At 40.6% G+C, this 25,455-nt stretch carries 24 protein-coding genes and 2 pseudogenes; 17 read left to right on the top strand and 9 right to left on the bottom strand.

The genetic code is table 11. From position 1 onward, the window contains the following. The first annotated feature begins 212 nt into the window (after positions 1 to 212). Positions 213 to 1,247, top strand: a complete 1,035-nt coding sequence (locus AB5062_RS17775) for a diacylglycerol kinase family protein (RefSeq protein ID WP_005853394.1) — start codon at positions 213 to 215, stop codon at positions 1,245 to 1,247. A gap of 80 nt (positions 1,248 to 1,327) precedes the next feature. Here the strand turns inward: AB5062_RS17775 and AB5062_RS17770 are convergent, their stop codons facing one another. Next, positions 1,328 to 2,032, bottom strand: a complete 705-nt coding sequence (locus tag AB5062_RS17770) for a tRNA1(Val) (adenine(37)-N6)-methyltransferase (protein ID WP_032952853.1) — start codon at positions 2,030 to 2,032, stop codon at positions 1,328 to 1,330. A 181-nt stretch (positions 2,033 to 2,213) separates the two neighbouring features. On the opposite strand from AB5062_RS17770, the gene lon reads away from it, so the two are divergent. From lon to AB5062_RS17755, 3 genes are read left to right on the top strand one after another with little or no spacing between them, the layout of a single operon-like run. Continuing rightward, entirely contained in the window at positions 2,214 to 4,691 is a 2,478-nt protein-coding gene (gene lon / locus AB5062_RS17765; RefSeq protein ID WP_005842279.1) for an endopeptidase La, read from the top strand. A gap of 2 nt (positions 4,692 to 4,693) precedes the next feature. Beyond that, the gene (gene tgt / locus AB5062_RS17760) at positions 4,694 to 5,824 is read left to right on the top strand and encodes a tRNA guanosine(34) transglycosylase Tgt (RefSeq protein ID WP_005842281.1); all 1,131 of its coding nucleotides are present in this window, start codon (positions 4,694 to 4,696) and stop codon (positions 5,822 to 5,824) included. 10 nt (positions 5,825 to 5,834) lie between these two features. Then, complete coding sequence (locus AB5062_RS17755; RefSeq protein WP_005842283.1) at positions 5,835 to 7,007, top strand: LptF/LptG family permease; 1,173 nt, start codon at positions 5,835 to 5,837, stop codon at positions 7,005 to 7,007. Here AB5062_RS17755 and AB5062_RS17750 read toward each other — a convergent pair whose 3' ends face one another. Continuing rightward, positions 7,008 to 7,628, bottom strand: a complete 621-nt coding sequence (locus AB5062_RS17750; protein WP_005842285.1) for an HAD family phosphatase — start codon at positions 7,626 to 7,628, stop codon at positions 7,008 to 7,010. A gap of 158 nt (positions 7,629 to 7,786) precedes the next feature. Then, positions 7,787 to 8,281 (bottom strand): thioredoxin family protein, encoded by a 495-nt coding sequence (locus tag AB5062_RS17745; protein WP_005842288.1) that lies wholly within the window; start codon positions 8,279 to 8,281, stop codon positions 7,787 to 7,789. A 272-nt stretch (positions 8,282 to 8,553) separates the two neighbouring features. Between AB5062_RS17745 and serB the strand changes: the two genes are divergently transcribed. Both serB and AB5062_RS17735 read left to right on the top strand, forming a co-directional pair. Next, complete coding sequence (serB, locus tag AB5062_RS17740) at positions 8,554 to 9,786, top strand: phosphoserine phosphatase SerB (protein WP_005842290.1); 1,233 nt, start codon at positions 8,554 to 8,556, stop codon at positions 9,784 to 9,786. A 20-nt stretch (positions 9,787 to 9,806) separates the two neighbouring features. Beyond that, positions 9,807 to 11,084, top strand: coding sequence for a DEAD/DEAH box helicase (locus AB5062_RS17735; RefSeq protein WP_005853389.1), 1,278 nt, complete (start codon positions 9,807 to 9,809; stop codon positions 11,082 to 11,084). Positions 11,085 to 11,469: 385 nt separating this feature from the next. Here the strand turns inward: AB5062_RS17735 and AB5062_RS17730 are convergent, their stop codons facing one another. The 3 genes from AB5062_RS17730 to AB5062_RS17720 are packed head-to-tail and all read right to left on the bottom strand — an operon-like array spanning position 11,470 to position 13,920. Then, positions 11,470 to 11,745: a hypothetical protein gene (locus tag AB5062_RS17730; RefSeq protein ID WP_012055566.1), complete on the bottom strand. Its 276-nt coding sequence runs from the start codon at positions 11,743 to 11,745 to the stop codon at positions 11,470 to 11,472. A gap of 49 nt (positions 11,746 to 11,794) precedes the next feature. Continuing rightward, a complete protein-coding gene (locus AB5062_RS17725; protein WP_008669171.1) occupies positions 11,795 to 12,583 on the bottom strand; it encodes a DUF4738 domain-containing protein in 789 nt (262 codons plus the stop codon). 23 nt (positions 12,584 to 12,606) lie between these two features. Further along, a complete protein-coding gene (locus AB5062_RS17720; RefSeq protein WP_005846440.1) occupies positions 12,607 to 13,920 on the bottom strand; it encodes a UDP-glucose/GDP-mannose dehydrogenase family protein in 1,314 nt (437 codons plus the stop codon). A 118-nt stretch (positions 13,921 to 14,038) separates the two neighbouring features. On the opposite strand from AB5062_RS17720, the gene AB5062_RS17715 reads away from it, so the two are divergent. Genes AB5062_RS17715 through AB5062_RS17685 form a run of 7 tightly spaced genes read left to right on the top strand, consistent with a single transcriptional unit; the run spans position 14,039 to position 18,938 of the window. Further along, positions 14,039 to 15,169, top strand: a complete 1,131-nt coding sequence (locus tag AB5062_RS17715) for an SPOR domain-containing protein (protein WP_032952854.1) — start codon at positions 14,039 to 14,041, stop codon at positions 15,167 to 15,169. Between the two features lie 15 nt (positions 15,170 to 15,184). Next, complete coding sequence (locus AB5062_RS17710) at positions 15,185 to 15,709, top strand: FHA domain-containing protein (protein ID WP_005846443.1); 525 nt, start codon at positions 15,185 to 15,187, stop codon at positions 15,707 to 15,709. A gap of 4 nt (positions 15,710 to 15,713) precedes the next feature. Continuing rightward, complete coding sequence (gene cobU / locus AB5062_RS17705; protein ID WP_005846444.1) at positions 15,714 to 16,223, top strand: bifunctional adenosylcobinamide kinase/adenosylcobinamide-phosphate guanylyltransferase; 510 nt, start codon at positions 15,714 to 15,716, stop codon at positions 16,221 to 16,223. A gap of 8 nt (positions 16,224 to 16,231) precedes the next feature. After that, the gene (cobT, locus tag AB5062_RS17700) at positions 16,232 to 17,269 is read left to right on the top strand and encodes a nicotinate-nucleotide--dimethylbenzimidazole phosphoribosyltransferase (RefSeq protein WP_005846445.1); all 1,038 of its coding nucleotides are present in this window, start codon (positions 16,232 to 16,234) and stop codon (positions 17,267 to 17,269) included. A 2-nt stretch (positions 17,270 to 17,271) separates the two neighbouring features. Next, positions 17,272 to 18,021 carry an adenosylcobinamide-GDP ribazoletransferase gene (locus AB5062_RS17695; RefSeq protein ID WP_005846448.1) on the top strand — a complete coding sequence of 250 codons (750 nt, stop codon included), beginning with the start codon at positions 17,272 to 17,274 and terminating at the stop codon, positions 18,019 to 18,021. Beyond that, positions 18,015 to 18,545, top strand: a complete 531-nt coding sequence (gene cobC, locus AB5062_RS17690; RefSeq protein ID WP_005846450.1) for an alpha-ribazole phosphatase — start codon at positions 18,015 to 18,017, stop codon at positions 18,543 to 18,545. Before AB5062_RS17695 ends, cobC begins: the two co-directional genes overlap by 7 nt. Positions 18,546 to 18,596: 51 nt before the next feature. Then, complete coding sequence (locus tag AB5062_RS17685) at positions 18,597 to 18,938, top strand: DUF1622 domain-containing protein (protein ID WP_005846452.1); 342 nt, start codon at positions 18,597 to 18,599, stop codon at positions 18,936 to 18,938. A gap of 124 nt (positions 18,939 to 19,062) precedes the next feature. Here the strand turns inward: AB5062_RS17685 and AB5062_RS17680 are convergent, their stop codons facing one another. Then, on the bottom strand, positions 19,063 to 19,305 hold the full coding sequence (locus tag AB5062_RS17680; protein ID WP_085930164.1) for a hypothetical protein: 243 nt from the start codon (positions 19,303 to 19,305) through the stop codon (positions 19,063 to 19,065). A 418-nt stretch (positions 19,306 to 19,723) separates the two neighbouring features. Then, positions 19,724 to 20,127 (bottom strand): annotated as a pseudogene (locus AB5062_RS17675) (hypothetical protein); the annotation flags it as partial. 603 nt (positions 20,128 to 20,730) lie between these two features. Here AB5062_RS17675 and AB5062_RS17670 point away from each other — a divergent pair. Continuing rightward, a complete protein-coding gene (locus tag AB5062_RS17670; protein WP_008669163.1) occupies positions 20,731 to 21,483 on the top strand; it encodes a hypothetical protein in 753 nt (250 codons plus the stop codon). On the opposite strand, the pseudogene AB5062_RS17665 reads toward AB5062_RS17670, so the two are convergent. After that, a pseudogene (locus AB5062_RS17665) lies at positions 21,479 to 22,072 on the bottom strand (phage integrase SAM-like domain and Arm DNA-binding domain-containing protein); the annotation flags it as partial. The gene AB5062_RS17670 and the pseudogene AB5062_RS17665 overlap by 5 nt on opposite strands. A gap of 205 nt (positions 22,073 to 22,277) precedes the next feature. Here AB5062_RS17665 and AB5062_RS17660 point away from each other — a divergent pair. The 3 genes from AB5062_RS17660 (at position 22,278) to AB5062_RS17650 (ending at position 24,826) form a co-directional block, all read left to right on the top strand. Beyond that, a complete protein-coding gene (locus tag AB5062_RS17660; RefSeq protein ID WP_032952857.1) occupies positions 22,278 to 22,583 on the top strand; it encodes a hypothetical protein in 306 nt (101 codons plus the stop codon). 637 nt (positions 22,584 to 23,220) lie between these two features. Then, the gene (locus tag AB5062_RS17655; RefSeq protein ID WP_016271276.1) at positions 23,221 to 23,445 is read left to right on the top strand and encodes a hypothetical protein; all 225 of its coding nucleotides are present in this window, start codon (positions 23,221 to 23,223) and stop codon (positions 23,443 to 23,445) included. 127 nt (positions 23,446 to 23,572) lie between these two features. Further along, positions 23,573 to 24,826, top strand: a complete 1,254-nt coding sequence (locus AB5062_RS17650) for a hypothetical protein (protein WP_008781520.1) — start codon at positions 23,573 to 23,575, stop codon at positions 24,824 to 24,826. The last annotated feature ends 629 nt before the right edge of the window (positions 24,827 to 25,455 follow it).

Raw genomic sequence — 25,455 nt, 5'->3', positions numbered from 1 at the left:
CTTTAAAATAATGTATATAAACTCACTAATACATTCTGTTTTCAAGGTGTTCCCGTCAAAACAGGTTGCAAAGATAGTAAATTCTACAACCGATTGTACTTTTTTTCAAAAAAAATATTTAGGGGCATCAAAACTTTTAGGATTTAGGGCAGTTATAAACAAAATGTATTACTTTTGCGTTTAATAAAGAGCTAAACTACCAAAGTAAAAGTATGACCACGAAAAAGAAAATTGTATTTGTCGTTAATCCTATCTCGGGGACACAGGGGAAAAGAGCCATATTAAAATGGATTGACGAACGTATAAACCGTACACTCTATGATTATACGATTGTCAAAACACAATATGCCGGCCATGCTGAAAAGATTGCGGCTACAGCTGCCAAAGAGAAAGTAGATATAGTAGTGGCTATTGGAGGAGATGGAACTATAAACGAAATAGGACGTGCGTTGATACATACGGATACGGCATTAGGCATTATACCTTGCGGATCGGGAAACGGACTGGCACGGCATTTACAAATTCCTTTGGAACCCAAGGCTGCTATTGACATTATAAACGAAAGTTCTGTTGCCTGTATTGATTACGGAAAAATAAACAATATACCCTTTTTCTGCACATGCGGAGTAGGTTTTGACGCGTTTGTCAGCTTAAAGTTTGCTGATTCAGGTAAACGCGGACTACTAACCTATCTGGAAAATACCTTGCATGAAAGTCTGAGTTACAAACCTGAAACTTATGAAATAGAAAATGAAGAAGGAACGGTAAAATACAAAGCTTTCCTGATAGCCTGCGGCAATGCCTCCCAATATGGGAACAACGCATATATTGCTCCACAGGCCTCGTTAACCGATGGGTTGATGGATGTCACAATATTAGAGCCGTTCACAGTGCTGGATGTTCCTTCTTTATCTTTTCAACTTTTCAACAAAACCATAGACCAAAACAGCCGGATCAAGACATTCCGTACTAAAAAGATTAAAATACATCGTTCAAAACCCGGAGTTATGCATTATGACGGAGATCCGATCATGGGAGGAAAAGATATTGAGGTAGAATTGATTCCACACGGACTCAACATCATTGTTTCTGATAAAAAAAAAGAGAACGAACCTTTTAGTCTCTTACAGCAAATATCCGAAATATTCAGTGGCATGAAACCTAAAGCTGAAACTTTTGCTTTCCGGCACAGCCATTTATTTGAACTTAACAAAAGTTTATTGCGTCGTCTATCCAAAAAACAATAAAAAATATCTTTTTTCTGAACATCAGTAAAGACTCTGCAAATAAAAACAGTTTCTTTATGATGTTCAGAATAATCCGCTCTCTACATGTTCAGATAGAATTCTTTAGTCAAGGCTATATATTCTTCACTATACACATGACGTGATAATTCGATGGTCAAATCGTCTGTAACACACTTATCCACAGAGAATTTGAAAGCAAGCAGCACCCGTTTGGGCTCCGATCCAGGTTTTGTATGAATGAAAGTCTGATGTGAGAGATGTAATCCGTAACGAGTGGCAGCCATCAAAAAAGATTCTTTACCATCAGCAGGAATAATCACAGAAAAAACGCCTTCGGGATGAAGCAAACGGGCTACAGATCCTGCTAATTTGTCAAAATCAAGAAAATCTGTATGTCGGGCGATATTACGCTGTTTCCCAGGGCATTTCAATGAATCGGTAAAATAAGGAGGATTGGAAACAATGACATCAAAGAGTGTTTCCGATGTAAAATGACAAATATCCTGCAACTCCACTTCTATCCTATCCTGCCACGGAGATGCCGCCACATTTCCACGAGCCTGTTCCACAGCATCCGCATCTATATCAACCGCTCTTATCCGGGCATTGCACCGCTGTGCCATCATCAAAGAAATCAATCCGGTTCCAGTACCAATATCTAAAATATTACGGGCGGAAACCACATCGGCCCAAGCTCCCAATAAAACTCCGTCCGTACCAACCTTCATGGCACATCTATCATGATAAACAGTAAATTGCTTAAAAGAAAAATAAGGATTTGGCATACTATATTTATTAAATTAGCTGTCAAAAATAGGAAAATCCATTTAATTACTCCAATTATTAGGAAATATTTGATTTTTAAAACTCAATTAGTTCCCATGAATTTTCCTTATTCGACAAGGAATGATTAACTTTGTCCCCGTTTTGGGCATTGGGCTCAATTTAACACAAGAGGAATAAATTATGAAGAGGAATAAGAAAGAGGATATTTTGTTGAATACTGATAACGATGACATCTCTATGTTAGCTGAAATCCAAACGGATCCGGATGAAGTAACTGCTATGGAATTTAATAAAGAAATACCTGTTATGCCTTTACGCAACATGGTAATGTTTCCATCTGTAGTAATGCCTGTGACCATTGGACGCCCCAGCACATTGAAATTGATAAATGCTGCATACAAGAAAAAACTTCCCATAGCGGTAGTTTGTCAGATACAGGGAGATATGGACGATCCCGGTTTTAATGATGTGTACCATGTAGGAGTTATCGGGAAGATTCTCCGTGTATTCGAAATGCCAGGTGGAAATACCACAGTAATTATGCAGTCAAACGGGCCCAAAGTACATTTGGACAGTATCACCAAAACGTCTCCATATTTGAAAGGGATGGTGACTCCTATTCCGGAGGCAAATGACCAACTGGAAACGGACGAATTCAAAGCATTGATTGACACCTGCAAGGATTTGACGAGTAAGTTCATAGAGGCTTCCGAGAAGATGAGTCCGGATACGGTTTTTGCAATCAAGAACTTGGACAATCCGGAAATTTTGGTAAATTTCATTTGTGCAAACTTCCCTATTCCGGTAGAAGAAAAGATAAAATTGCTAAAAGCTGGCGATTTGCAAAGCCGCCTGTATATGCTGGTCAAGATCTTAAATCGTGAAGTACAATTGGCTGATATCAAACAAAGCATTCAAATGCGTACACGCGAAGATATTGACCGTCAGCAACGCGAATATTTCTTGCAGCAACAAATTAAAAACATACAGGATGAACTGGGTGCCGGACAGGAAGATGAAATAGATGAACTCCGCCAAAAAGGAAAAACCAAGAAATGGAGTCCGGAAATGGCAGAACTCTTTGAAAAAGAAGTTTCCAAATTGGAAAGGACAAATTCCCAATCACCGGATTTCAATGTGCAACTTACCTATTTGCAAACCCTGTTAGGATTACCTTGGAATGTCTTTACCACTGACAACCTGAATATAAGTAATGCCGAAAAGACATTGAACAAAGACCACTACGGACTAGAGAAAGTAAAGGAGCGTATCCTTGAACATTTAGCAGTGCTGAAACTAAAAGGTGATATGAAATCACCCATCATCTGCCTTTATGGTCCTCCGGGAGTCGGTAAAACTTCTTTAGGACGTTCCATAGCGGCATCATTGAAACGTAAATATGTACGTATGTCATTGGGTGGTGTGCATGACGAAGCCGAGATCCGTGGCCATCGTAAAACTTATATCGGTGCCATGCCGGGCCGTATCATCAAAAGTTTGATAAAAGCCGAGTCCTCTAATCCGGTTATCATTTTGGACGAAATAGACAAACTGGGCAGTGACCACCGCGGAGATCCCAGTTCCGCTATGCTGGAAGTGCTTGATCCCGAACAGAACAACACTTTCCACGATAACTATTTGGATGTAGATTACGACTTGTCTAAAGTAATGTTCATCGCTACGGCAAACAATTTGAGCACCATCCCTCCTGCTCTGCTGGACCGTATGGAGTTGATAGAGGTCAGCGGATATATCACAGAAGAAAAAGTAGAAATAGCCCGCCGGCATCTTGTTCCCAAAGAACTGGAAGCCAACGGCATTAAAAAAGAATATGTGAAGTTCTCTAAAGCTGCCTTGGAATGTATTGTAGAAAATTATACTCGTGAAAGCGGGGTGCGCGAACTTGAGAAGAAGATAAACAAGGTAATGCGTAAAATAGCGTTGGAATTTGCACGTGACGGCTATGAAGTGATGCATGAAATAAAACCTGCCGATGTACGCAAATATCTGGGCACGCCAGAATATAGCCGCGACAAATACCAAGGAAATGAATACGCCGGTGTTGTCACAGGGCTGGCGTGGACAGCTGTCGGAGGTGAAATTTTGTTTGTAGAAACCAGTTTAAGCAAAGGAAAAGGCGGTAAACTGACATTGACCGGGAACTTGGGTGACGTAATGAAAGAGTCGGCCATGCTGGCTTTGGAATATCTCAAGGCACATACCAAACTGCTGAATTTACAGGAAGATATCTTTGACAATTGGAATATCCACATCCATGTACCTGAAGGAGCCATCCCTAAAGATGGTCCGTCAGCCGGTATCACCATGGTGACTTCATTGGCATCCGCCCTCACCCAGCGTAAAGTGAAAGCAAATCTGGCAATGACAGGCGAGATCACATTACGTGGAAAAGTCCTGCCCGTAGGCGGTATCAAAGAAAAGATCCTAGCCGCTAAACGCGCCGGAATCAAAGACATCATTTTATGTGAGGAAAACCGCAAGAACATTGAAGAAATTCAGCCGATGTATCTAGAAGGACTGACATTCCATTATGTCACGGATATTAAGGAAGTATTGGCTTTGGCTCTCACCAATGAAAAAGTAAACGATGCCATTGATTTTAATATTACCAATCAAAAAACAGAAGAAAAGAAATAAATATGACTTTTGACTTACAATATACAGACCCCAAATCGAATGCCCGTGCCGGATTGATAACAACTGACCACGGGCAAATAGAAACCCCCATCTTTATGCCTGTAGGCACATTGGGAACGGTGAAGGGCGTGCATTTACATGAGTTGAAAGAGGACATTAAAGCACAGATAATCCTGGGCAACACTTACCACCTGTATTTACGACCGGGACTGGATATAATAGAACGTGCCGGAGGTCTGCATAAATTCAACGGCTTTGACCGTCCTATGCTGACTGACAGTGGTGGTTTTCAGGTATTCTCCTTATCAGGTATCCGCAAAATGAGAGAAGAAGGTGTGGAATTTCGCTCACATATAGACGGTTCGAAACACCTGTTCACTCCTGAACGGGTGATGGACATAGAACGGACTATCGGTGCAGATATCATGATGGCTTTTGACGAATGTACTCCGGGAACCGCAGATTATGAATACGCAAAAAAATCAATGCAGCTTACCCATCGTTGGCTGGACCGTTGCATAAAGCATTTCAACGAAACCGATCCCAAATATGGTTATCAACAGTCATTATTTCCCATAGTACAAGGCTGTGTCTATCCCGACTTACGCAAACAATCAGCGGAATATATTGCCTCCAAGGGAGCTGACGGAAATGCCATCGGTGGCCTGGCCGTAGGTGAGCCAACCGAGAAAATGTACGAAATGATAGAGGTTGTCAATGAAATCTTACCCAAAGACAAGCCCCGCTATCTGATGGGAGTCGGTACACCGGTAAATATACTGGAGGGTATAGAACGCGGTGTAGATATGTTTGATTGTGTAATGCCGACCCGGAACGGACGCAATGGAATGTTATTCACTAAAAACGGCATAATGAACATGCGCAACAAGAAATGGGAGGATGATTATTCTCCTATCGAGGCCGAAGGAGCATCGTATGTAGATACCATGTACAGCCGTGCTTACTTGCGCCATCTGTTCCACGCACAAGAACTGCTGGCCATGCAAATCGCTTCTATCCACAACTTGGCATTCTATCTGTGGCTAGCAGGCGAGGCCCGTAAACACATCATTGCAGGAGATTTCTCTACGTGGAAACCAATGATGGTAAAACGCTTATCTACAAGATTATAAATTACTAGAAATGAAGAATTGGTTCAAGACAAACACAGATTCATCCCCAAAGGATAAAAAATGGTGGAAGCCGAATATCAGTTGGCTGAAACTGGATAAATGGGTGAAAAGACTGGACATATATATCATTAAGAAGTTTCTGGGAACCTACTTTTTCGCTATTGCATTGATTATCTCCATTGCAGTAGTATTTGATGTGAACGAAAATATAGACAGGTTCATCAATAACAAAGCTCCGCTGAAAGCGATTGTATTTGATTATTACATGAACTTCATCCCCTACTTCTCCAATCTGTTCAGCCCCTTGTTTGTCTTTATCGCTGTTATCTTCTTTACTTCCAAGCTGGCAGAAAACTCGGAAATCATTGCCATGTTCTCCACCGGAATGAGTTTTAAACGAATGATGCGGCCCTATATGATTTCGGCCGCAATCATTTCCGTTGTTACTTTCGGACTGGGAGCATACGTCATACCTAAGGGAAATGTAACCCGTTTGGATTTTGAGGACCGTTATAAGAAAAAAAAGAAACAGGAATATGTGCGGAATGTGCAACTGGAAGTAGACAGCGGGGTCATTGCCTACATAGAACGTTATGAAAATTATAATAAAACGGGATACCGTTTCTCTTTAGACAAGTTTGATGACAAGAAACTGGTTGCCCACCTTACTGCCCGAAGTGTCACTTATGATACAGCATCTGTACACAAATGGACAATCAAGAACTATATGATACGTGAGATGGAAGGTATGCGTGAGAAAATCACTCGGGGTGACCGTTTGGATACGATCATTAAAATGGAGCCTCAAGATTTTCTGATTATGAAAGGGCAGCAACAAACCATGACAAGCCCTGAACTGAAAGAATATATAGACAAGCAGAAAAGACGTGGGTTCGCCAACATAAAGGAATTTGAAATTGAATATTACCAACGTATAGCCATGTCCTTTGCCGCTTTTATCTTGACAACCATTGGTGTTTCCTTATCATCCAGAAAAATGAAAGGAGGAATGGGACTGCATTTAGGAGTAGGGTTAGCACTTAGTTTTTCATACATTTTGTTCCAAACAGTGTCAGCAACCTTTGCTGTCAACGGAAACACCCCTCCTATTATAGCGGTATGGATTCCTAATATACTTTACACATTTATTGCTATCTATTTATACAGAAAAGCTCCTAAATAATCATAGGAGCTTTTCTAGTTTTTGACGCCAATCCTCGCCGTTCTCCGGTTGCATCGTAATAAAGCCCAGTTCTTTACCAATAACAATATTGGCCGCACCGTCATCTACAAATATTGTTTCAGCCGGATTCAGTTTACTATCTTTGATCATATAGTTAAAGATGCCAGGATCCGGCTTGGTGGAACCGGCTTCGTAGGAAGTATAAATCTTGTCAACATAAGCGTCCAATGGCTTTCCCGCAGAAGTAAATGCATTGCTCCTCGCCCATCCCATCACATAAGGATTGGTGTTGCTCAATATATATACCTTGTACTTCTTACGAAGCTCATTCAGGTAATCCAATTTATATTGCGGCACGTCCGTAACAAATCCTTTCCACCCATTTTCCACGTCTTGATAAGTCAATTCTTTCCCGCAGATTTTACTCAACTCACAGCGAAAAGTCTCAGCATCTATGTTTCCATTTTCTACTTCCTGAAAAATCCCCTGCTGGTGGTATTTCCCTAATAAACTGTCCGCTTCCCTCACTCCTATCCGCTCAAATGCCTTTACAGCCTGTTCACGATCAAGGCCAATGACAACCCCGCCGAAATCAAACACAATATTCTTAATCTGTTTCATAATCTTTTTATTTATCCGCTGTAAAGGTAGGCATTTGATTGTGAATGGTAAATGATGTAAGTCAATAAAATACCATATAGCAAAAAAAACCGCAGATTCCATTGAGAATCCACGGTAATTATTTTTGTTGTATTTTTCTTCCTTTCGGAAATGTTCTCTCAATTCAAATAAGAAGAGAGTTCGGATACGGTGACATCCTTGGCAACGATAACACCATTTTCATCTAACAAAAAGTTCTTAAAGCCTCTTTTCAAGCGATAAGTCTGATATAGATCCGATGAAACACCAGCCAATTCCACAAAACAATTAGAAGTTGAAATCTGGTCTTTTTTAATGGTCTCGTTAAATATCGACTTGTATTCATCAAATGAAACGGAAACCATTTCTACATTGTCGGCCTGCGCGACGGCATGATTCAAAGTAGCATTCTGCATCCTTGACAAAGCATCATAGCTGGCCCAAAAACTTAGCAGTACATATTTACCTCTTAAATCCTTCAAGTCAATCAACTGCTTTTCGCCACAGATAGTAAATGTAGGAGCCTTGTCTCCTATGGTCAAGCCTTCTGTCGGCGTGTTTTTCCCTACAAAAGAGAATGAAATCAAGGAACTAATAATTAATACAACAAAAATCCACTTTACATTTTTAATCATGTAATTCGATCTTAGTTAATACTATCCGAGACTGCCCTTAAACAGTGATTTCCACCCGGAACATTATCTTTAGTACTGATAATCAATACCATTTAAATTGGAAATCTGCGGCAAAGGTAAGGAGTTTTGAAATTAACTCCAAGATTTTTTCTCAAAAAATATGTTATATAGCATAAAATCGTCCTTTTCATCGAGAAAAAAGAATGCAGAAAATATAGCTGATAAGGATTTATTTACGTACTTTTGCAATCTGTAAATAGCAACCACAAAGTATGAATAATAATACTGAACTTATTTTAATCAGAATTACCGGTCTTGACCGGCCGGGATTAACCGCTTCCATTACGGAAATTTTGTCAAAATATGATGTTACCATTTTGGATATTGGCCAGGCCGATATTCATAGCACCCTGTCATTAGGCATTTTATTCAAAAGCCAGGAAAAAGATTCAGGGAATATCATGAAAGAGTTGCTATTTAAAGCTTCCGCATTAGGCATCAATATCCGTTTCTATCCCGTTACTGTGGAAGAATATGAGGAATGGGTAAACATGCAAGGCAAGAACCGGTACATCCTGACTTTACTGGGACGCAAGCTGACAGCCAAACAAATCGCGGCAGTCACAGGAATATTGGCGGAACAAGGTTTGAATATTGATGCTATCAAACGTCTTACAGGGCGTATTCCATTGGATGAACGAAAAGCGAATGTACGGGCTTGTATCGAATTCTCCGTCCGTGGCACCCCCCGCCAAAGGGAAGAGATGCAACAGGCGTTAATGAAACTGAGCAGTGACCTGGAAATGGACTTTTCTTTCCAGCTGGACAATATGTACCGGCGTATGCGACGCTTGATTTGTTTTGATATGGATTCCACATTGATACAGACAGAGTGTATAGATGAATTAGCCGAACGCGCCGGTGTGGGTGACCAAGTACGAGAAATCACAGAACGCGCCATGCGTGGAGAAATTGATTTCATAGAAAGCTTCACAGAACGGGTGGCTTTGCTGAAAGGACTGGATGAAAGCGTAATGAAAGAAATCGCAGAAAACCTTCCCATCACCGAAGGTGTGGAACGTCTGATGTTCGTGTTGAAAAGATATGGTTACAAAATAGCCATCCTATCCGGTGGATTCACCTATTTCGGCAATTATCTGAAAGATAAATTCGGCATAGATTACGTATATGCCAATGAACTGGAAATAGTAAATGGCAAATTAACCGGAAGATATCTGGGAGATGTAGTTGACGGAAAACGTAAAGCCGAACTGCTGAAACTGATCGCTCAAGTAGAACGTGTGGACATAGCACAAACTATTGCTGTAGGAGACGGAGCGAATGACTTGCCCATGTTGTCCGAAGCCGGTTTGGGTATAGCATTCCATGCAAAACCCAAAGTAGTGGCTAACGCACAACAGTCCATTAATACGATCGGATTGGACGGCGTCCTCTATTTCCTGGGCTTCAAGGACTCTTACCTGGAAGAACGCGGCAAACTCTAAAGAAAGAAGTAACTATATATATGAAATTTTCAGAACTAAATTTAGAAGAAGGGGTGCTTCAGGCATTAGATGCCATGAGATTTGAAGAATGCACTCCTGTACAAGAACATACCATACCGGTCATTCTTGAAGGAAAAGATTTGATCGGAGTGGCACAGACCGGAACCGGCAAGACTGCCGCATACCTTTTGCCCGTTCTTAATCAATTAAGCAAAGGCGGATATCCGGAAGATGCCATCAATTGTGTGATCATGTCACCCACACGCGAATTAGCGCAACAGATAGACCAGCAAATGGAAGGTTTCTCTTATTTTCTACCGGCATCCAGCGTGGCTGTTTACGGAGGAAACGATGGTGTGCGCTTCGAGCAAGAAAAGAAAGGTTTAACTTTGGGGGCCGATGTAGTCATTGCTACTCCGGGACGTCTGATAAGTCATCTCAGCCTAGGTTACGTAGACTTGTCTAAAGTTTCTTTCTTTATTCTTGATGAAGCGGACCGTATGCTGGATATGGGATTCTCGGATGACATTATGCAAATAGTGAAATATCTGCCGAAAGAACGTCAGACCATCATGTTCTCGGCCACTATGCCGGCTAAAATACAACAATTGGCAAAAACGATCTTAAACAATCCGGTAGAAATAAAATTAGCGGTTTCAAAACCTGCGGAAAAGATTATCCAAACGGCTTATATCTGTTATGAACGCCAGAAATTGGGAATTATTCAATCCCTTTTCCAGGATCAAACACCCGAACGTGTCATTATCTTTGCCTCTTCCAAATTGAAAGTAAAGGAGGTGACACAAGCATTCAAGCGGATGAAACTGAACGTAGGTGAAATGCACTCAGACTTGGAGCAGTCCCAACGGGAACAGATTATGCGTGAATTTAAAAGTGGCAGAATCAATATTCTGATTGCTACCGATATTGTTTCGCGAGGAATAGACATTGACGATATTCGTTTGGTAATCAACTACGATGTTCCACATGACAGCGAGGATTATGTACACCGCATCGGCCGTACAGCTCGTGCCAACCATGATGGTTGCGCCATTACTTTTGTCAGTGAGAAAGAGCAGACCCAATTCAAAGCTATTGAAAATTTCCTGGGTAGGAACATCTATAAAATCCCGGTTCCCGAGGAATTGGGAGAAGCGCCCGAATACAACCCGCGAAGTGGCGCCGGTCGTAGCAATCACAAAGGTGGCGGCTCCAGAAAACAAGGCAATTATAAGGGGAAAAAGAACGGTACGGGCAAGCCCAATGCCAATAATAGAAGAAACACCCCAAAAGAATAGACGGAAGAGATGATATCTAAAAACCATTGGAGGAAGACGGACTTGTTTTCCTCCAATTTTATTTTATGGAGAGGGTCACTTCATGGCTCATCTGCAAAATAGATGCGAGGCAATCACAAACATCCATTATATGTATTGCTTGTAGGATATATAATCTTTCACCTGTAACATTACTAACCTTACACCCCACACATTAGTAACGTATGGGGTGACACGTTACTAACCTTCCGGCATGTACGTTACTAACCTCTCAAACGTCCTGTTCTTTTCAGAAAAGAACAAGGTCTTTAAAAAAAAGAACAGGACGTTTTCATTGAAAGAACAAGAGCTTTTTAAAATTTGACCTGTTGTTTTTTCCATAACGGCATCTACATGCCGAAACGCCTTATTTTTCCTTCAGATCTTTCAGCCATTCCGCAAACGCCCTGCCCATCGGCATTCCGGCTGAAGGATATGCATTGTGAAATGTTTCAGCCGAAAAATATCCTTCAGGAAAACCAATTCCCCAAGAATCGGAAGAATACCAATCCGGCTGAAGGATTCCAATCTCCGGCTGAAGAATTCCCAAGTCCAATCCTTCAGCCGGAATACCGATGGGCAGGGCATTTGCGAGCAGGCTGAAGCTTTTGAAGGATTTTTCAGGATATTCTCTATAGAGCATGATAGTGACCAAATAGTAATCGCGAAATAAAAAAATGACATAGCCACGACTACCTTACCAACTCGAATGCAAGTCCTCCATCCTTGCCGGCAGTGATATTGACCATATAACAAGACGCGCCGTCAGGTATGCACACCGTGGCCTGATAATGATACCCTTTCGAATCGACACCCATAAAATCCATATCCGACAATATAGCCCATTGCAAGAAATCATCCGGAACCACCCCCTTGAACATCTGCTTGGTGATATCTTTGGCATAAAGACTCTTCCTGCCTTCATACACGCAAATGTGTATGATATTGTCATAATATACATTATCCACCCCAAGTCCTTCCTCCGAAACTCCCGGACGCATTACTTTAATCTTTGACGGGTTAATGTACACATATCCGCGATAACGGACATTATCGTATGTCACCACCGAATCTTTCTTAATAACTTCGTTATAAACAGGGATTTCCCGAGTATGGATAAATGCCAGAAAATCATTCTCCGCATCAGACTTATGCAGGCGTATCACATCTCCCACAGCCGAATGAAACCAAAAAATATGCTCCCCCTGCTTCTCAATCTTATAACCATTAGTCCGTGCACCATACGTAATCAACGAATCGCCTATAATTTTAAAAGCAACGGGAGCCGTAGCGGCATCTGCATAAAACAGGGTATCGCCTTTCACCCTCAGTAATGCCGTTTCCGTATTATCGTCCAACCATATACCTTCCAACAAAGATTTTGCCTCCTTGTTTTCTTCCAGAGCGGATGCTTTTTGTTGCGGAGTTCCACAAGAAGACAGCGCAACAGCCAACATTATTATCGAAAAACGTTTGTACATGGTTATTCTCTCTATTTTTTTATTTATCGACCGATGCAATGATAAACAAACCCCATTTCCTGTAGTTCGTCACCATCATAAATATTTCGTCCGTCAAGCACTACAGGCTGCTTCATCGCCTTCTTGATTACTCCCCAGGTAGGAAGACGGAACTCTTTCCACTCGGTTACCAGAATCAACGCATCCGCATCAAGAGCCGCATCATACATATCGTGCGCATAATAAACCGACTCTCCTATCCGGCGGCGGGACTCATCCATAGCAGCAGGATCGTATGCGCGGACATTGCAACCCGACTGTTTCAATTTCTCAATAAGTACCAAAGCCGGAGCCTCACGCATATCGTCCGTACCGGGCTTGAATGCAAGTCCCCACAAAGCCACTGTTTTGCCTTTCAAATCTCCATTGAATACTTTTACCAGTTTCTCGAACAAAATGCCTTTCTGATTCTCGTTCACATCTTCCACCGCTTTCAACACCTGCATGGAATAACCATTCTGCTCGGCAGTCTTAATCAACGCCTTCACATCTTTCGGGAAACAAGATCCACCATAACCGCATCCCGGATACAAGAACTTACGCCCGATACGACTGTCGGAACCTATTCCGTCACGTACCATATTTACATCAGCTCCCACCAGTTCGCACAAGTTGGCAATATCGTTCATAAAGCTGATACGGGTGGCCAACATGGAGTTTGCCGCATACTTGGTCATCTCGGCAGAAGGAATATCCATGAAGATAACGCGGAAGTTAACCAGCATGAAAGGTTTATAAAGCTTGGTCATCAGTTTTTTAGCCCTTTCCGACTCTACGCCCACTACCACACGGTCCGGACTCATAAAGTCATCGATAGCATTACCTTCTTTCAAGAATTCCGGATTAGAAGCCACATCGAAATCTATCGACTCCCCTCTTTTCTCCAATTCCTCCCGGATAGCCGCTTTTACTTTCCGGGCCGTACCCACGGGCACCGTACTCTTGGTCACGACCAAGGTGTATTTCTTCATATTAGCACCAATCGTCTTGGCAACTTCAAGCACATAACGCAAATCGGCACTTCCGTCTTCATCGGGAGGAGTGCCCACAGCACTGAACACAATATCCACATTGTCCAGACAACTCTCTAAAGAGGTGGTGAAATGAAGACGTCCAGCCTTTACATTACGCAAGACCATATCTTCCAATCCCGGTTCATAAATAGGAATAATACCCTGTTGCAGATTAGCAATCTTATCCGCATTTACATCTACACAAGTTACGTCTACGCCAGTTTCGGCAAAACATGTTCCGGTAACAAGTCCTACATACCCGGTTCCTACAATCGCTATATTCATTTTATTTAATTCGTTAGTCTAACTTTTTCGCTGCAAAATTACAATAAATTATGAGTGAGTTGTTATTTTCTTCCATAAAAGTTGCGCTGAAACGGAATAAAAATGCTAATTTTGCGATATGATTGAATTGGCTAGACATATAGAAATTCTGTTACTGGAAAATGACTGTGTGATTATTCCAGACTTTGGCGGTTTTATAGCGCACTATCAACCGGCACGGTATATCAAGGAAGAAAATCTTTATCTTCCCCCTGTACGTACTATTGGTTTCAATCCCCAATTGACTATAAACGATGGTTTATTAGTTCAATCGTATATGCAAGCCCATCACACCGATTTTCCTGATGCCACACGCATGATAGAAGAAGAGGTAGCCGGATTGAAAGAACAACTATACCAAAATGGATGTACAGAAATGCATGGCATAGGGGTCTTACATTATAATATTCATAGCACATACGAGTTCCATCCCAATGAGGACGGTGCATTATCACCTACCCTATACGGGCTTAGTTCGTTTTCCATCAACAGATTAGAATATCTTACTTCAACAACATCTGCAGCAACCAGAGAATTACTTCCCCGACAAGAAAAAAGGAAGAGAACTGTACGTTTCAAACGTCAGTGGATAGGAAATGCAGTAGCTGTGGCTATAGCTGTAGTCTTATTTTTCTTCTTGTCTGTTCCGGTAGAGAACACATATGTGGACAAAGGTAATTATGCTTCTTTAGGTACGGATGGTCTGTTTGACGCCATTCGTTCCCAATCTTTGGCAACGACCTTGGTAACCGTTCCTTCCAGACCGCAGCAACCCAAGAAGACGAATATCAAAAATAATCAAAACACGTTGAAACCTGTAACTGTAAAAGTAGAAAAGGTAGGAAAAGCACAAGAAGCAGTGCCCAAGAATACTGTTGCAGCAAAATTGAACAGCACAGAACAGCCAGTTGCCAAGCCTGTTACTGTAAGTAAACCTGCCCTTGAGAAGAAAGAAACAGCAACACCTTCGAGCAGTAAAAAAAATAAGTATTATATCATCGTATCCAGTTTACCGACAGCCAATGACGCACAGCAAGTACTTAATGAGTACAAGCAAAAAGGATACAAGGAGGTAACAATCATAGAAGGTAACGGACGTTATCGCCTGTCTTTGTGCAACTTTGCAGATAAAGCCGCTGCTTATAAAAAATTAAATGAACTGAAACAAAATGATGCATTCAAGAATGCATGGATATTGAGTTCCAAATAAACAAGATTATTTTTTATGAAAAGAGTTTTGTGTCCCAAATGTGACAACTATATAACTTTTGATGAAACCAAATATACAGAAGGCCAGTCGTTGGTCTTTGTATGCGACCATTGTAAAAAACAATTCAGTATCCGTATCGGAAAATCCAAACTGAAAGCAACCCGTAAAGAAGAAATATTGGACGAACAAGCCAATAAAGAGGATTTTGGAAGTATCGTGGTAGTAGAAAATGTATTCGGATACAAACAAGTATTACCCCTGATGGAAGGTGACAACCTGATAGGACGCAGAAGCAAAGGCACTGAAGTGGACATTCCCATCGAAACATCAGATCCGAGCATGGACAGAAGGCATTGTATCATTAATGTGAAACGCAACAAACAAGGGGAAGTCATTTATACCCTGCGTGATAATGACAGCATTACAGGAACATTTCTGATGAACGAGATTTTGGGGAACAAGGACCGGATACGGATCGAGGAAGGCGCTATCATCACATTAGGTGCGACTACGTTGATTCTGCGTGCCACCGAGAAGTAAGACAATGAGACGTATTATCTTAATCACAGGAGGCCAACGTTCGGGAAAAAGTTCATACGCGGAGAAATTGGCATTAAGCTTATCACCCACTCCCGTTTATATAGCTACTTCCCGTATTTGGGATGAAGAATTCCGCCAACGCGTTATCAAACATCAAGAAAGGCGCGGACCGGAATGGACGAATATAGAAGAAGAAAAAGAACTGAGCCGCCATCAAGTAAAGGATAATGTAGTATTGATTGACTGTGTCACCTTATGGTGTACCAACTTTTTCTTTGATTTGGATGCGGATGTAGAGGCTGCATTGCAGGCTGTCAAACAGGAGTTTGATAATTTTATCCGGCAAGATGCCACTTTTATTTTCGTAACCAATGAAATAGGTTCCGGAGCAGTATCCGAAAACGCCATCCAACGCCGCTTTACAGATTTACAGGGCTGGATGAATCAATATATAGCTTCAAAAGCAGACCAAGTATATTTGATGGTATCGGGAATTCCTGTTCCTATAAAATAATAAATACAATGAAAAACTTTCATATTGAGTATCCCGATGAAGGTCTTCGGGAGGCATTGATAGACAAAATCAACAATTTGACAAAGCCCAAAGGTTCATTGGGCGTTCTGGAAGACCTTGCATTGCAAATCGGATTAATCCAACAAACCCTCTCCCCTACATTAAGCCATCCGCACAACGTACTTTTTGCAGCCGATCATGGTATAGTAGAAGAAGGGGTAAGCAAGTCTCCCAAAGAAATCACTTGGCAACAACTAAGTAATTTTTTACATGGAGGTGCCGGAGTTAATTTTTTATGCCGCCAACATGGTTTTAAGCTTGTATTAGTAGACTCAGGAGTCGATTACGATCTTCCTTACGAGAAAGGCATTATCAACTGTAGCGTAGGACGTGGCACGCACAGTTTTCTAAAAGGTCCTGCAATGAGTATGGAAGAAATGGAATTATGCCTGGAACGTGGAGCAAAGATAACGGATATGATTCATGCTGACGGCTGCAATGTGGTCAGTTTTGGCGAAATGGGTATTGGCAACACCTCCCCTTCCTCTGTCTGGATGCATTTGCTGACAGGTATTTCATTAGAGCAATGTGTAGGTGCGGGAAGCGGACTGGATTCAGAAGGCATCCGCCATAAATACAATGTATTGAAACAATCGGTTGACCATTATGCCGGTGACGGTTCTGCAAAAGATATCATCGCCTGGTTCGGAGGATATGAAATGGTTATGGCAATAGGCGGCATGCTCCGGGCGGCAGAATTAAGAATGATTATTCTGGTAGACGGCTTCATCATGACCAACTGCATACTGGCCGCCTCAAAACTTCATCCGGAAGTTTTGTCGTATGCCATATTCGGACATCAGGGAGATGAAACCGGTCATAAACTAGTATTGGACGCCATGAAAGTACGCCCTTTATTAAATTTAGGTCTGCGCTTGGGAGAAGGAACAGGAGCGATATGCGCTTATCCCATCGTTGTTTCCTCTGTAAACATGATGAATGAGATGGACAATTTCGCCCATGCCTCCATCACTAAATATTTTTAACCATGAAACTGCTTGCCTCCCTCATTTTTTTCACACGCCTTCCGTTTTGGAAAATAGCTGACGTACCACCTGTTTACTTTAAACGAGTAGTGGACTACTGGCCCTTTGTTGGATGGCTGACAGGAGGTATCATGGCAGGCACTCTATGGATCACAGCAGAATTTCTGCCTGTACAAATAGCTGTGCTCATGGCGTTGGCTGCCCGGTTATTAGTAACAGGTGCTTTACACGAAGATGGATTGGCAGACTTCTGCGATGGCTTCGGGGGCGGTACATCACGTGACAAGATTCTGTCCATCATGAAGGATTCACATATCGGCACATACGGAGTGCTCGGATTATTATTCTATTATGGATTGATGTGGAATATACTCACCACACTTTCTGTACCCTTGGCATGTGCGGCCATATTAAGCGGAGATGCCTGGAGCAAGTTTTGTGCCGCACAAATCATCAACACGCTTCCATACGCCCGTAAAGAAGAAGAATCGAAAGCAAAAGTCATATATGACCGTATGAGCCCAGGTGTTTTATTATCCGCTTTTATGGCCGGAGCCCTACCTATGCTTTTATTACTGGATAAAGGATACTGGTGGGCAGCCATCGCTCCTGCTATGATGTTCATCCTTTTAATGTCACTCATGCGCAGACGCCTGCAAGGATATACCGGTGATTGTTGCGGAGCGACTTTCCTATTATGTGAGTTTTCTTTTTATCTGACTATAAACTTAATCTATACAAATCTATGGTAATATACTTCATGCGTCATACTGCTGTTGATGTTCCGCAAGGCGTTTGTTACGGACAGACGGATGTACCCTTAAAGCCGACTTTTGAAATGGAGGCAACTCAAACGGCAGCCCATTTACAAGGCTTATCTTTTGATAAGGTTTATACCAGCCCGTTAACCCGTTGTGTACGCCTGGCTACCTTTTGCGGCTACCCGGATGCAGAACGGGACGACCGCCTAAAGGAACTAAATTTCGGAGATTGGGAAATGCATCGGTTCGATGAAATTGCCGACGCTAATCTGGAAAGATGGTATGCAGATTATCTGCATGTAAAAGCGACCAATGGAGAGTCCTTTGAAGATCAATACCGGCGTGTTGCCGATTTTCTAGACGAACTTCGCCAAAAACCGTATGAACAAGTCGCGATCTTTGCTCATGGCGGCATTTTACTGAACGCACAGATTTATGCAGGTATCATTAAACCCGAAGAGGCGTTTGGCGCACTCACTCCTTATGGAGGAATTGTCAAGATAGAGTTATCATGATGTAAGAACATATCGCTTATTTATTTGTTCTATTCATAAAGACAAATAAATATGCTTACTCATTTCTTGGATTTATTAGCAGCTGTTATAAGTGTGACAAGCCTTTTGATTGTCACATACGGAGCGTTGATAGGTATCATCTCTTTTTTGAAGAATGAAATACGACGTTTTACCGGAGGGTATTCCATTACCAATATACGAAAATTAAGAGCTACATTCGGAACTTATCTGCTTCTTGGCTTAGAATTTCTGATAGCTTCGGATATTTTGAAAACAGTATTGGAGCCCACTTTGAATGAATTGGCCCTATTGGGAGGTATTGTTGTTTTAAGAACCATCCTATCCGTATTCCTCAATAAAGAGATAAAAGAATTGGAAAGTGAAGAAAAATAAAAAAGCACTGAAAAACTAATCATTTATACATATTGGCTTTTTAAGTTGCACACACATTGCATACTTTCATATTTTTGTCGATGAAAGAAACATCTTGATTTACTTACTAAATAATAGAAGAATATCATTTATTGTTTTCAAGGTTCTCTCCGATTTGTTGGAGCAGTCTAAAAGCTCCAGCCATCTTATAGTTACCCAAACATTGTTTAGCCTGCATGATGCAACTTTCAACAGTAAGTTTCAAATTTGGTGTGAAAGCGAATTTATTTATCTGCATTTCCTTAGGAAGTTCATTGGCATGATTATTGAGCCATACGATCATTTCATTTAATTTCTCTTCGGAATAAGATTTCTTTTTCACCATGATACATAAATTCATGTCAACTGTGTACAAAAATAAAAGAACATATAATTCACGCGCTATCTTTTAACAAAAATATTGTTGAAATAAAACCGCTCCCACTTATCACAAGCCGGAACGGTTCAGATTAGTTACGTTTTGACAATCTACTTTATTCTTCAAGAACAAAACAATGACGAATTTGTTCAAAAGGATTTGCCTATTTCTAAAAATATTTTTTGTCACATTATTGCGTATTACAATAGATCCCCAAAACAAGGAGTAATTTTTGTTATGAGATTGGCTTCTACCCCACAATACAAGGCAAAAATACATAAAATTCTATTTTCTTCAGTTGATTGTGTAATCCAATTGGGAAATTGTATTTAAACAAATACCCCGACTCATCACGAGCCGGGGCAGTCCAATTTATAAATTTAAAGTCTTATGATGAAGATTGTCTGTTGCGCCAATGTTTTACTATCAGCACAACGACAAACAAAACAGTTACACAAACACAGGTAAAGTCTTTTTGTTTAAGCAAAGTGGATTCTTTTTTATCCTTTATGATTCTGACCGTTTTTCCTCATGGATATCGGAAGTGGTTTCCTTGTCGGCTTTCACCTCCGTACAGTCTTTGGTTGTAGTTTCCTTCTTTCTATTCTTGCTGAAATCACCTTCTACGTGACCGTCAGCCAGTAACAAAACTTTCCTGGTCGGGCTGTCAGACGGTTTTCTTGTACCATAAATCCGAAAATTAATCACGTAGTTGCCATTGGTTGCAATCAGTTCATTCAAAGAGATGATAGAGCCATATACGATGTTGACCGACTTACGAGTGCTGTCCTTTCTACACTCTTGGCAGTACACTGGACTATACGCTTTTCCAACCAGTCAACCTGCTTCCGCTCGTTCTCATTCTCCACCGAATCGGCAGACGCATTCTCCTTCCGTGCGTTTTGCGGTTTACACAGAATATGAATCCCAGCGGACAGCTTCCAATCCCTTAAAGCCCCAGTTATAGCCAACCAGTCATTTAATTCCATTCTGCCTATTGTTTATCTGATTGATTATAAAATACACACTTAAAAATCCTATCCGCTTGCACCATCGCTGCCAAAACACTAAAATCCATTGTCACGATATGTCAATAAAAAAGACTCTGCAAAATAAGAATAAAAAACGATTTACCAAAGAAGAATATAAATATATTGAATCGGTCTGGAATGTAAAAAATTATATTACAGGCCAGCATCATTTTTTAGTTAATTTTGCACCAATTATTTAATAAATATCTGATAACATTAGTTTAAAAAGCGTTATGTTCGTCTTGTAAATCGGGATATATGGATTCTCCAAATGAGAAGGGATAGTATGATTTTTCTTACATCATAAAGTAAATCTGACGGCATCACACCTCATATCGGCGAGAACGGTAATTGGTGGATAGGTATGACTGATACAAAAATAAAGGCGCAAGGAGCCAAAGGGGACGATGCCATTGCCCCCCAAGTTCAAATCAACGCCACGACAAATGAATGGGAAATCTCAACGGATGGCGGCAAAAACTGGAAATCGACAGGGATTAAGGCGACCGGGGAGAAAGGCGACAGAGGTGATGCGGTATTTGCGGAAAACGGAGTGGACTACACAAGTGATCCTGATAATGTCATATTCACTCTGGCTGACGGAAAGACCAAGCTGACCGTACCACGTACCAAAATATTATCTGTCAAGTTCAAGGATGGTTGCGATATTTTCTCGGTAACTTCCGTTAGTAATACAATTGATATTGAATTTATTGGTTTGACAACAGAAAATTATAAGGCTTTGGTTGCGGAATTGAGAAGCGAGGACGGTACTACAGATATAGAGATTGTGCCCCGTGCTGAAAATAAGGATGTGGAAATTAAGGAACCTGTATTTACGGATGGGAAATGTACCGGAACGACAGTCAAAATCAACAAGAAAGGAATAAGTGGAGAAAAGGCCGTTCTGAAAGTGACTCTTATAGATAACAACGGGCAGGAAATTTCAGTTTCCCGTATCGTGAAATTCTTTGGTGCGGGTGCTCTTGATGAAGCCGCCCAGAACGGAGGTAGCTTTATATTGTCTGATGACATTATTCTGGAGAAACCGGTTGAGGTGGCAAAAGGGAAGGAACTTGTATTGGATCTAAACGGTAAAACCATCTCTAATTTCTGAACGGATAAGCATCCGCGTGCATATATCCCTGGTTGATTACCTCATTGACCAAGATACGGAGCTGTTTCATGTGCTTGGCTATCGTATTGTCCGCATTGCCCTTTTCCCTTAAGTATTGCTCAAAATCACGAAGGAATGTATAGGTAATATCCTTGAAGTCCAATCCGGAACGGAAGTCATTCAAGACCGCCAGTGTAGAGTGCAGGTTGTCCTTGGTGGACTGCTTCTTGTCCGAATTGTCAATGGCTGATTTGGCGAAAGTGGAGAAGCTGATATTCACGGCACTTTTCTTCTTGACAGCATCCTTCAGCAGTGAGAGTGTGGCAGGTATTCCGCGCTTCCAATACCCCAATTCTATGCCTTGCAGATACAGGATGTATTCATAGAGCATTGCGTTGAGTTCGTTAGATTGGTGGTGGTTAATGACTTGTGCCCCCTCACGGCTCCAGCACTCCGGTTTGAGGTAAACATTGGTCTTCAGGTAGATTTTCCTTTGGTTCAAATAGGCTTCAACCTATACAAGAGCCGTGCCCTGCCTGTTAAGTGTGTTCTGGCGGTTATATACAAGACGGTATCTGATTTTATCCATTTTTCCGCAAAGGTGCGAAAAGATTAATGGAAGAAAGGTATCAATGTGGAACATTTCCACATCATCCCACACTATATGAGGATTTTTTCCATTTCACATATAATTAGTAAAATATTAACCAACTGATAATCAGATTAGTTATTCTTTTGGCATAAAAATTGTCCTATCATTATCGTAAAACAATAACCATTAAAAATATAAGATTATGAAAAAATCTTTTGTTGCAGTAGCATTGGTAATAGGATTAGGAACAACAGTGGCATTTGCCGAAAATTTGACCTCAGGTGTTGAAACAGTCATGGCAGTAAATGACTTCACCCCTATTGAAGTGAAAGACCTTCCGGCAGCGGTAACGGAAGCAATCGCCAAAAATTTTGCGGAATCAACCGTCAAGGAAGCGGCGGTGGAAGCGGCAGAGGATGGCAGCAAGACCTATCAGGTTGTTCTGACAGACAAGGAAGGAACTGAAAGTACGGTGTTCTTCAATGAAAAAGGTGAAATACTGAAATAATATATTTTGCGTCTCTTTGAATAAAGAATAGCCTCTACCTTTACAAGCAGAGGCTATTCTTATAACAAAAAGATACATAAAAAGACGGGATTCACCAATCCTGCCTTTTTCAATACAAACTGCTTTACTTATCAAGATGCCTTACAACATCCCAGTTTAATGAATCTAAAAATAAAAACACATTCAGTTATTTGTGATAGCAAAGCTATAACAAATATTTTAAAGAAAAATCTTATGCATAAAAAATGCACAGAATAAACTATATATAGACCAACATACAACACATTTAAAACAATATTGTAATACAGGGTCATTGACACAAACATTCTGAAAGAACAAAAGAAAGACGCATGACTGATAGCCAATCCGAAAGAGTATGTTATTGAGGTTGTCAAAAAAAACTAAAAGAAATTTAGTTAAAGTCCTATTACTGAAAACAACGTAACAGATTATTCCTTAAATTTGCTTATATATAAACTTTAAATATAATGACACATGAAAACGATTGCAATTCTAATTACTTTACTTTTAATAATTAATATAAACATTTATCAAGGTAATTCAACTGAAGTTTTAGCAAGTAACGAAAGCGGTATCTTTCAATATTAGGATCTAGAGAAGAAAAAATGTCTTAGCAATGGACATAAAAGTATATCGTTTCATTAACTCTCATGCAATGACTCAGATTATTTTTTTATCAAAAACCTTTTGTAATGATTTTATAAAATACATTTTTAATAATATTAATTCTAACCATGAAAAGTATTTCCATTTTACGCCTAACCGCAATCCTTTTGTGCAGCATGCACCTATTGGGATCCGCCTCACTTCAAGCCCAAATGAACAAATGGGTAAACTATAGCCCGGATTTGACCACCGTACTGAAAAATCCTGCCATGGGATGGATGATGTACGAAGAAGGCTGATCTTTTCAGGGAACACGCCACAATAAAAGCAACATCTATACTCCCGAAGTTTTTTGGAAACAGATGGAAGAATGCAAAGCAGCTGATTATTCCAATATTCTGTACATCAGAATGCTGTGGAAAGATTTGGAACCCGAGGAGGGCAAATATGCATGGATTTACAATGAACGGTATAAATGGTATATACAAAAAGCCAAAGACAAAGGGCTTAAACTGGCCTTCAGGGTGTTCTTTCATGGTGTAGACGGAGTACCGTCCTATGTGTACGAAGCCGGAGCCACAGAAAGCCCAATAGACGATGAAGGCAAAACCCAGCCTTATTATGATAATCCAGTATTCCTTGAAAAGCTGGACAAGTTCATAGAGGCTTTTGCAAAGGAATATGACAATCCGGATGAGGTAGATTATATTGATGCATATGGATTGGGAAGATGGGGAGAAGGACATGGACTGGTACTCGAAAAGCAAGATAATCTGGAAAGCGTTATCCGACAGATAACCGAATCGTATGCAAGACACTTCAAAAAAGTGCTTACGGTAATGAATCTTTCGCAGAGCGACTACAGGTTTTCCAAGCCGCTAGTATATGACAAGCTGGGGTTTCTTCCTCGCAGGGATGGTATAGGCAGTTTTTGGTTTTCTAATGAAGAACGTGCGATGGTGCATGACGAACTTTTCCCAAAAAGAGCTCTTATTGGTGAGGGATGCTGGTGGTTTAACGCACAAGATGGTGATAACTCAAAATACAAGCATTTCCAAGGAGACAAACGTTTTGCCATGAACGATTTCAAAGAAGCTTTTACCGTTTCTGTGACTGATGCTTTGGACAGCCATTGTAACACGCTGGATTTGCGTATGCCTTTACAGTGCAAATTCTGGATAGAAGAGCTGCCGGACCAAGTTCAGCGTTTTATAACTTTAGGCGGTTATCGTCTTTATCCGGACTATATAAAGGTGGAGCAAGACCACAAAACGTTGACTTTGTTTCATTCATGGAAAAACTATGGTGTGGGTGTATTGCCTAATAATCATCCCAATTGGAATTATAAATATCAGGTTAGTTTTGTTTTGATGAATGAAAAAAAGGAAATTGTATTTCTTTATACAGAACCGGAAGCAGAACCTTCCGAATGGTTGAAGGGAATATCATACAATTATTTGAGTCGGTTTAATATTCCGGCAGAATTGCAGGGAAAGTATACCTTATGTGTCGGCTTGACTGACAAGACAAAAAATAACGAAGCGGCTATTGATCTGGCTGTGTCTGGGAATTTAAAAATAGGGAAATGGATATTTGTGGTTGAACTGGAGTTGTAATGTGTGTACTTGGCATTTTTGCACCAATTAATAAAGAAGCTTCTGACTGATTATCAAAAAATAAGGACTTTCTCTATATCTGTACCCAGTAAATCCAATATGTTTAGGGATATTCTTTCAATAGTACAAAATTATACAACCTATTCAAGTTAAATTATTGCTAATCAGTTAGTTTTTGTATCTTTGGATATCCCTCAAAAAAGAAAATTAAGAATATAAATTAGTGGAAAATAAAAGTGCAATTCTGATTATTGATGGATTGCACTTTTTATTACTTTTCTAAAGACATTGTTTCTTCACATATAATTTGAGATTATGAAAATAACGTTTTCATATTTCTCCTGTCTTTTCATTATCGGATGTACACATCAATCCAACCAAGGAAAATCGTTATAGAAAGCAGCAATGCAGATGCAATTCGTGTAAGTGCCGATACTTTAGCGTATGAATATACTGCATGGGCCTTTATAAACAAATCTGTTCCCATATTTCTCATTAGCCATATACTGCTCAATCAATTTACATAATGATGTTCAAACCACCTGTATTCATGGGTCAATGTAAAAAGCTGAGGGGTAAATTTATAAATTGTTATCTTTGTTTCCAAATTCATAGCTTATGGAGTTAAA

The organism is Phocaeicola sp. RTP21359st1_B8_RTP21360_211022 (genome assembly GCF_040911965.1).
GTDB lineage: Bacteria > Bacteroidota > Bacteroidia > Bacteroidales > Bacteroidaceae > Phocaeicola > Phocaeicola vulgatus.
This window is presented reverse-complemented; position numbering and strand designations above follow the sequence as displayed.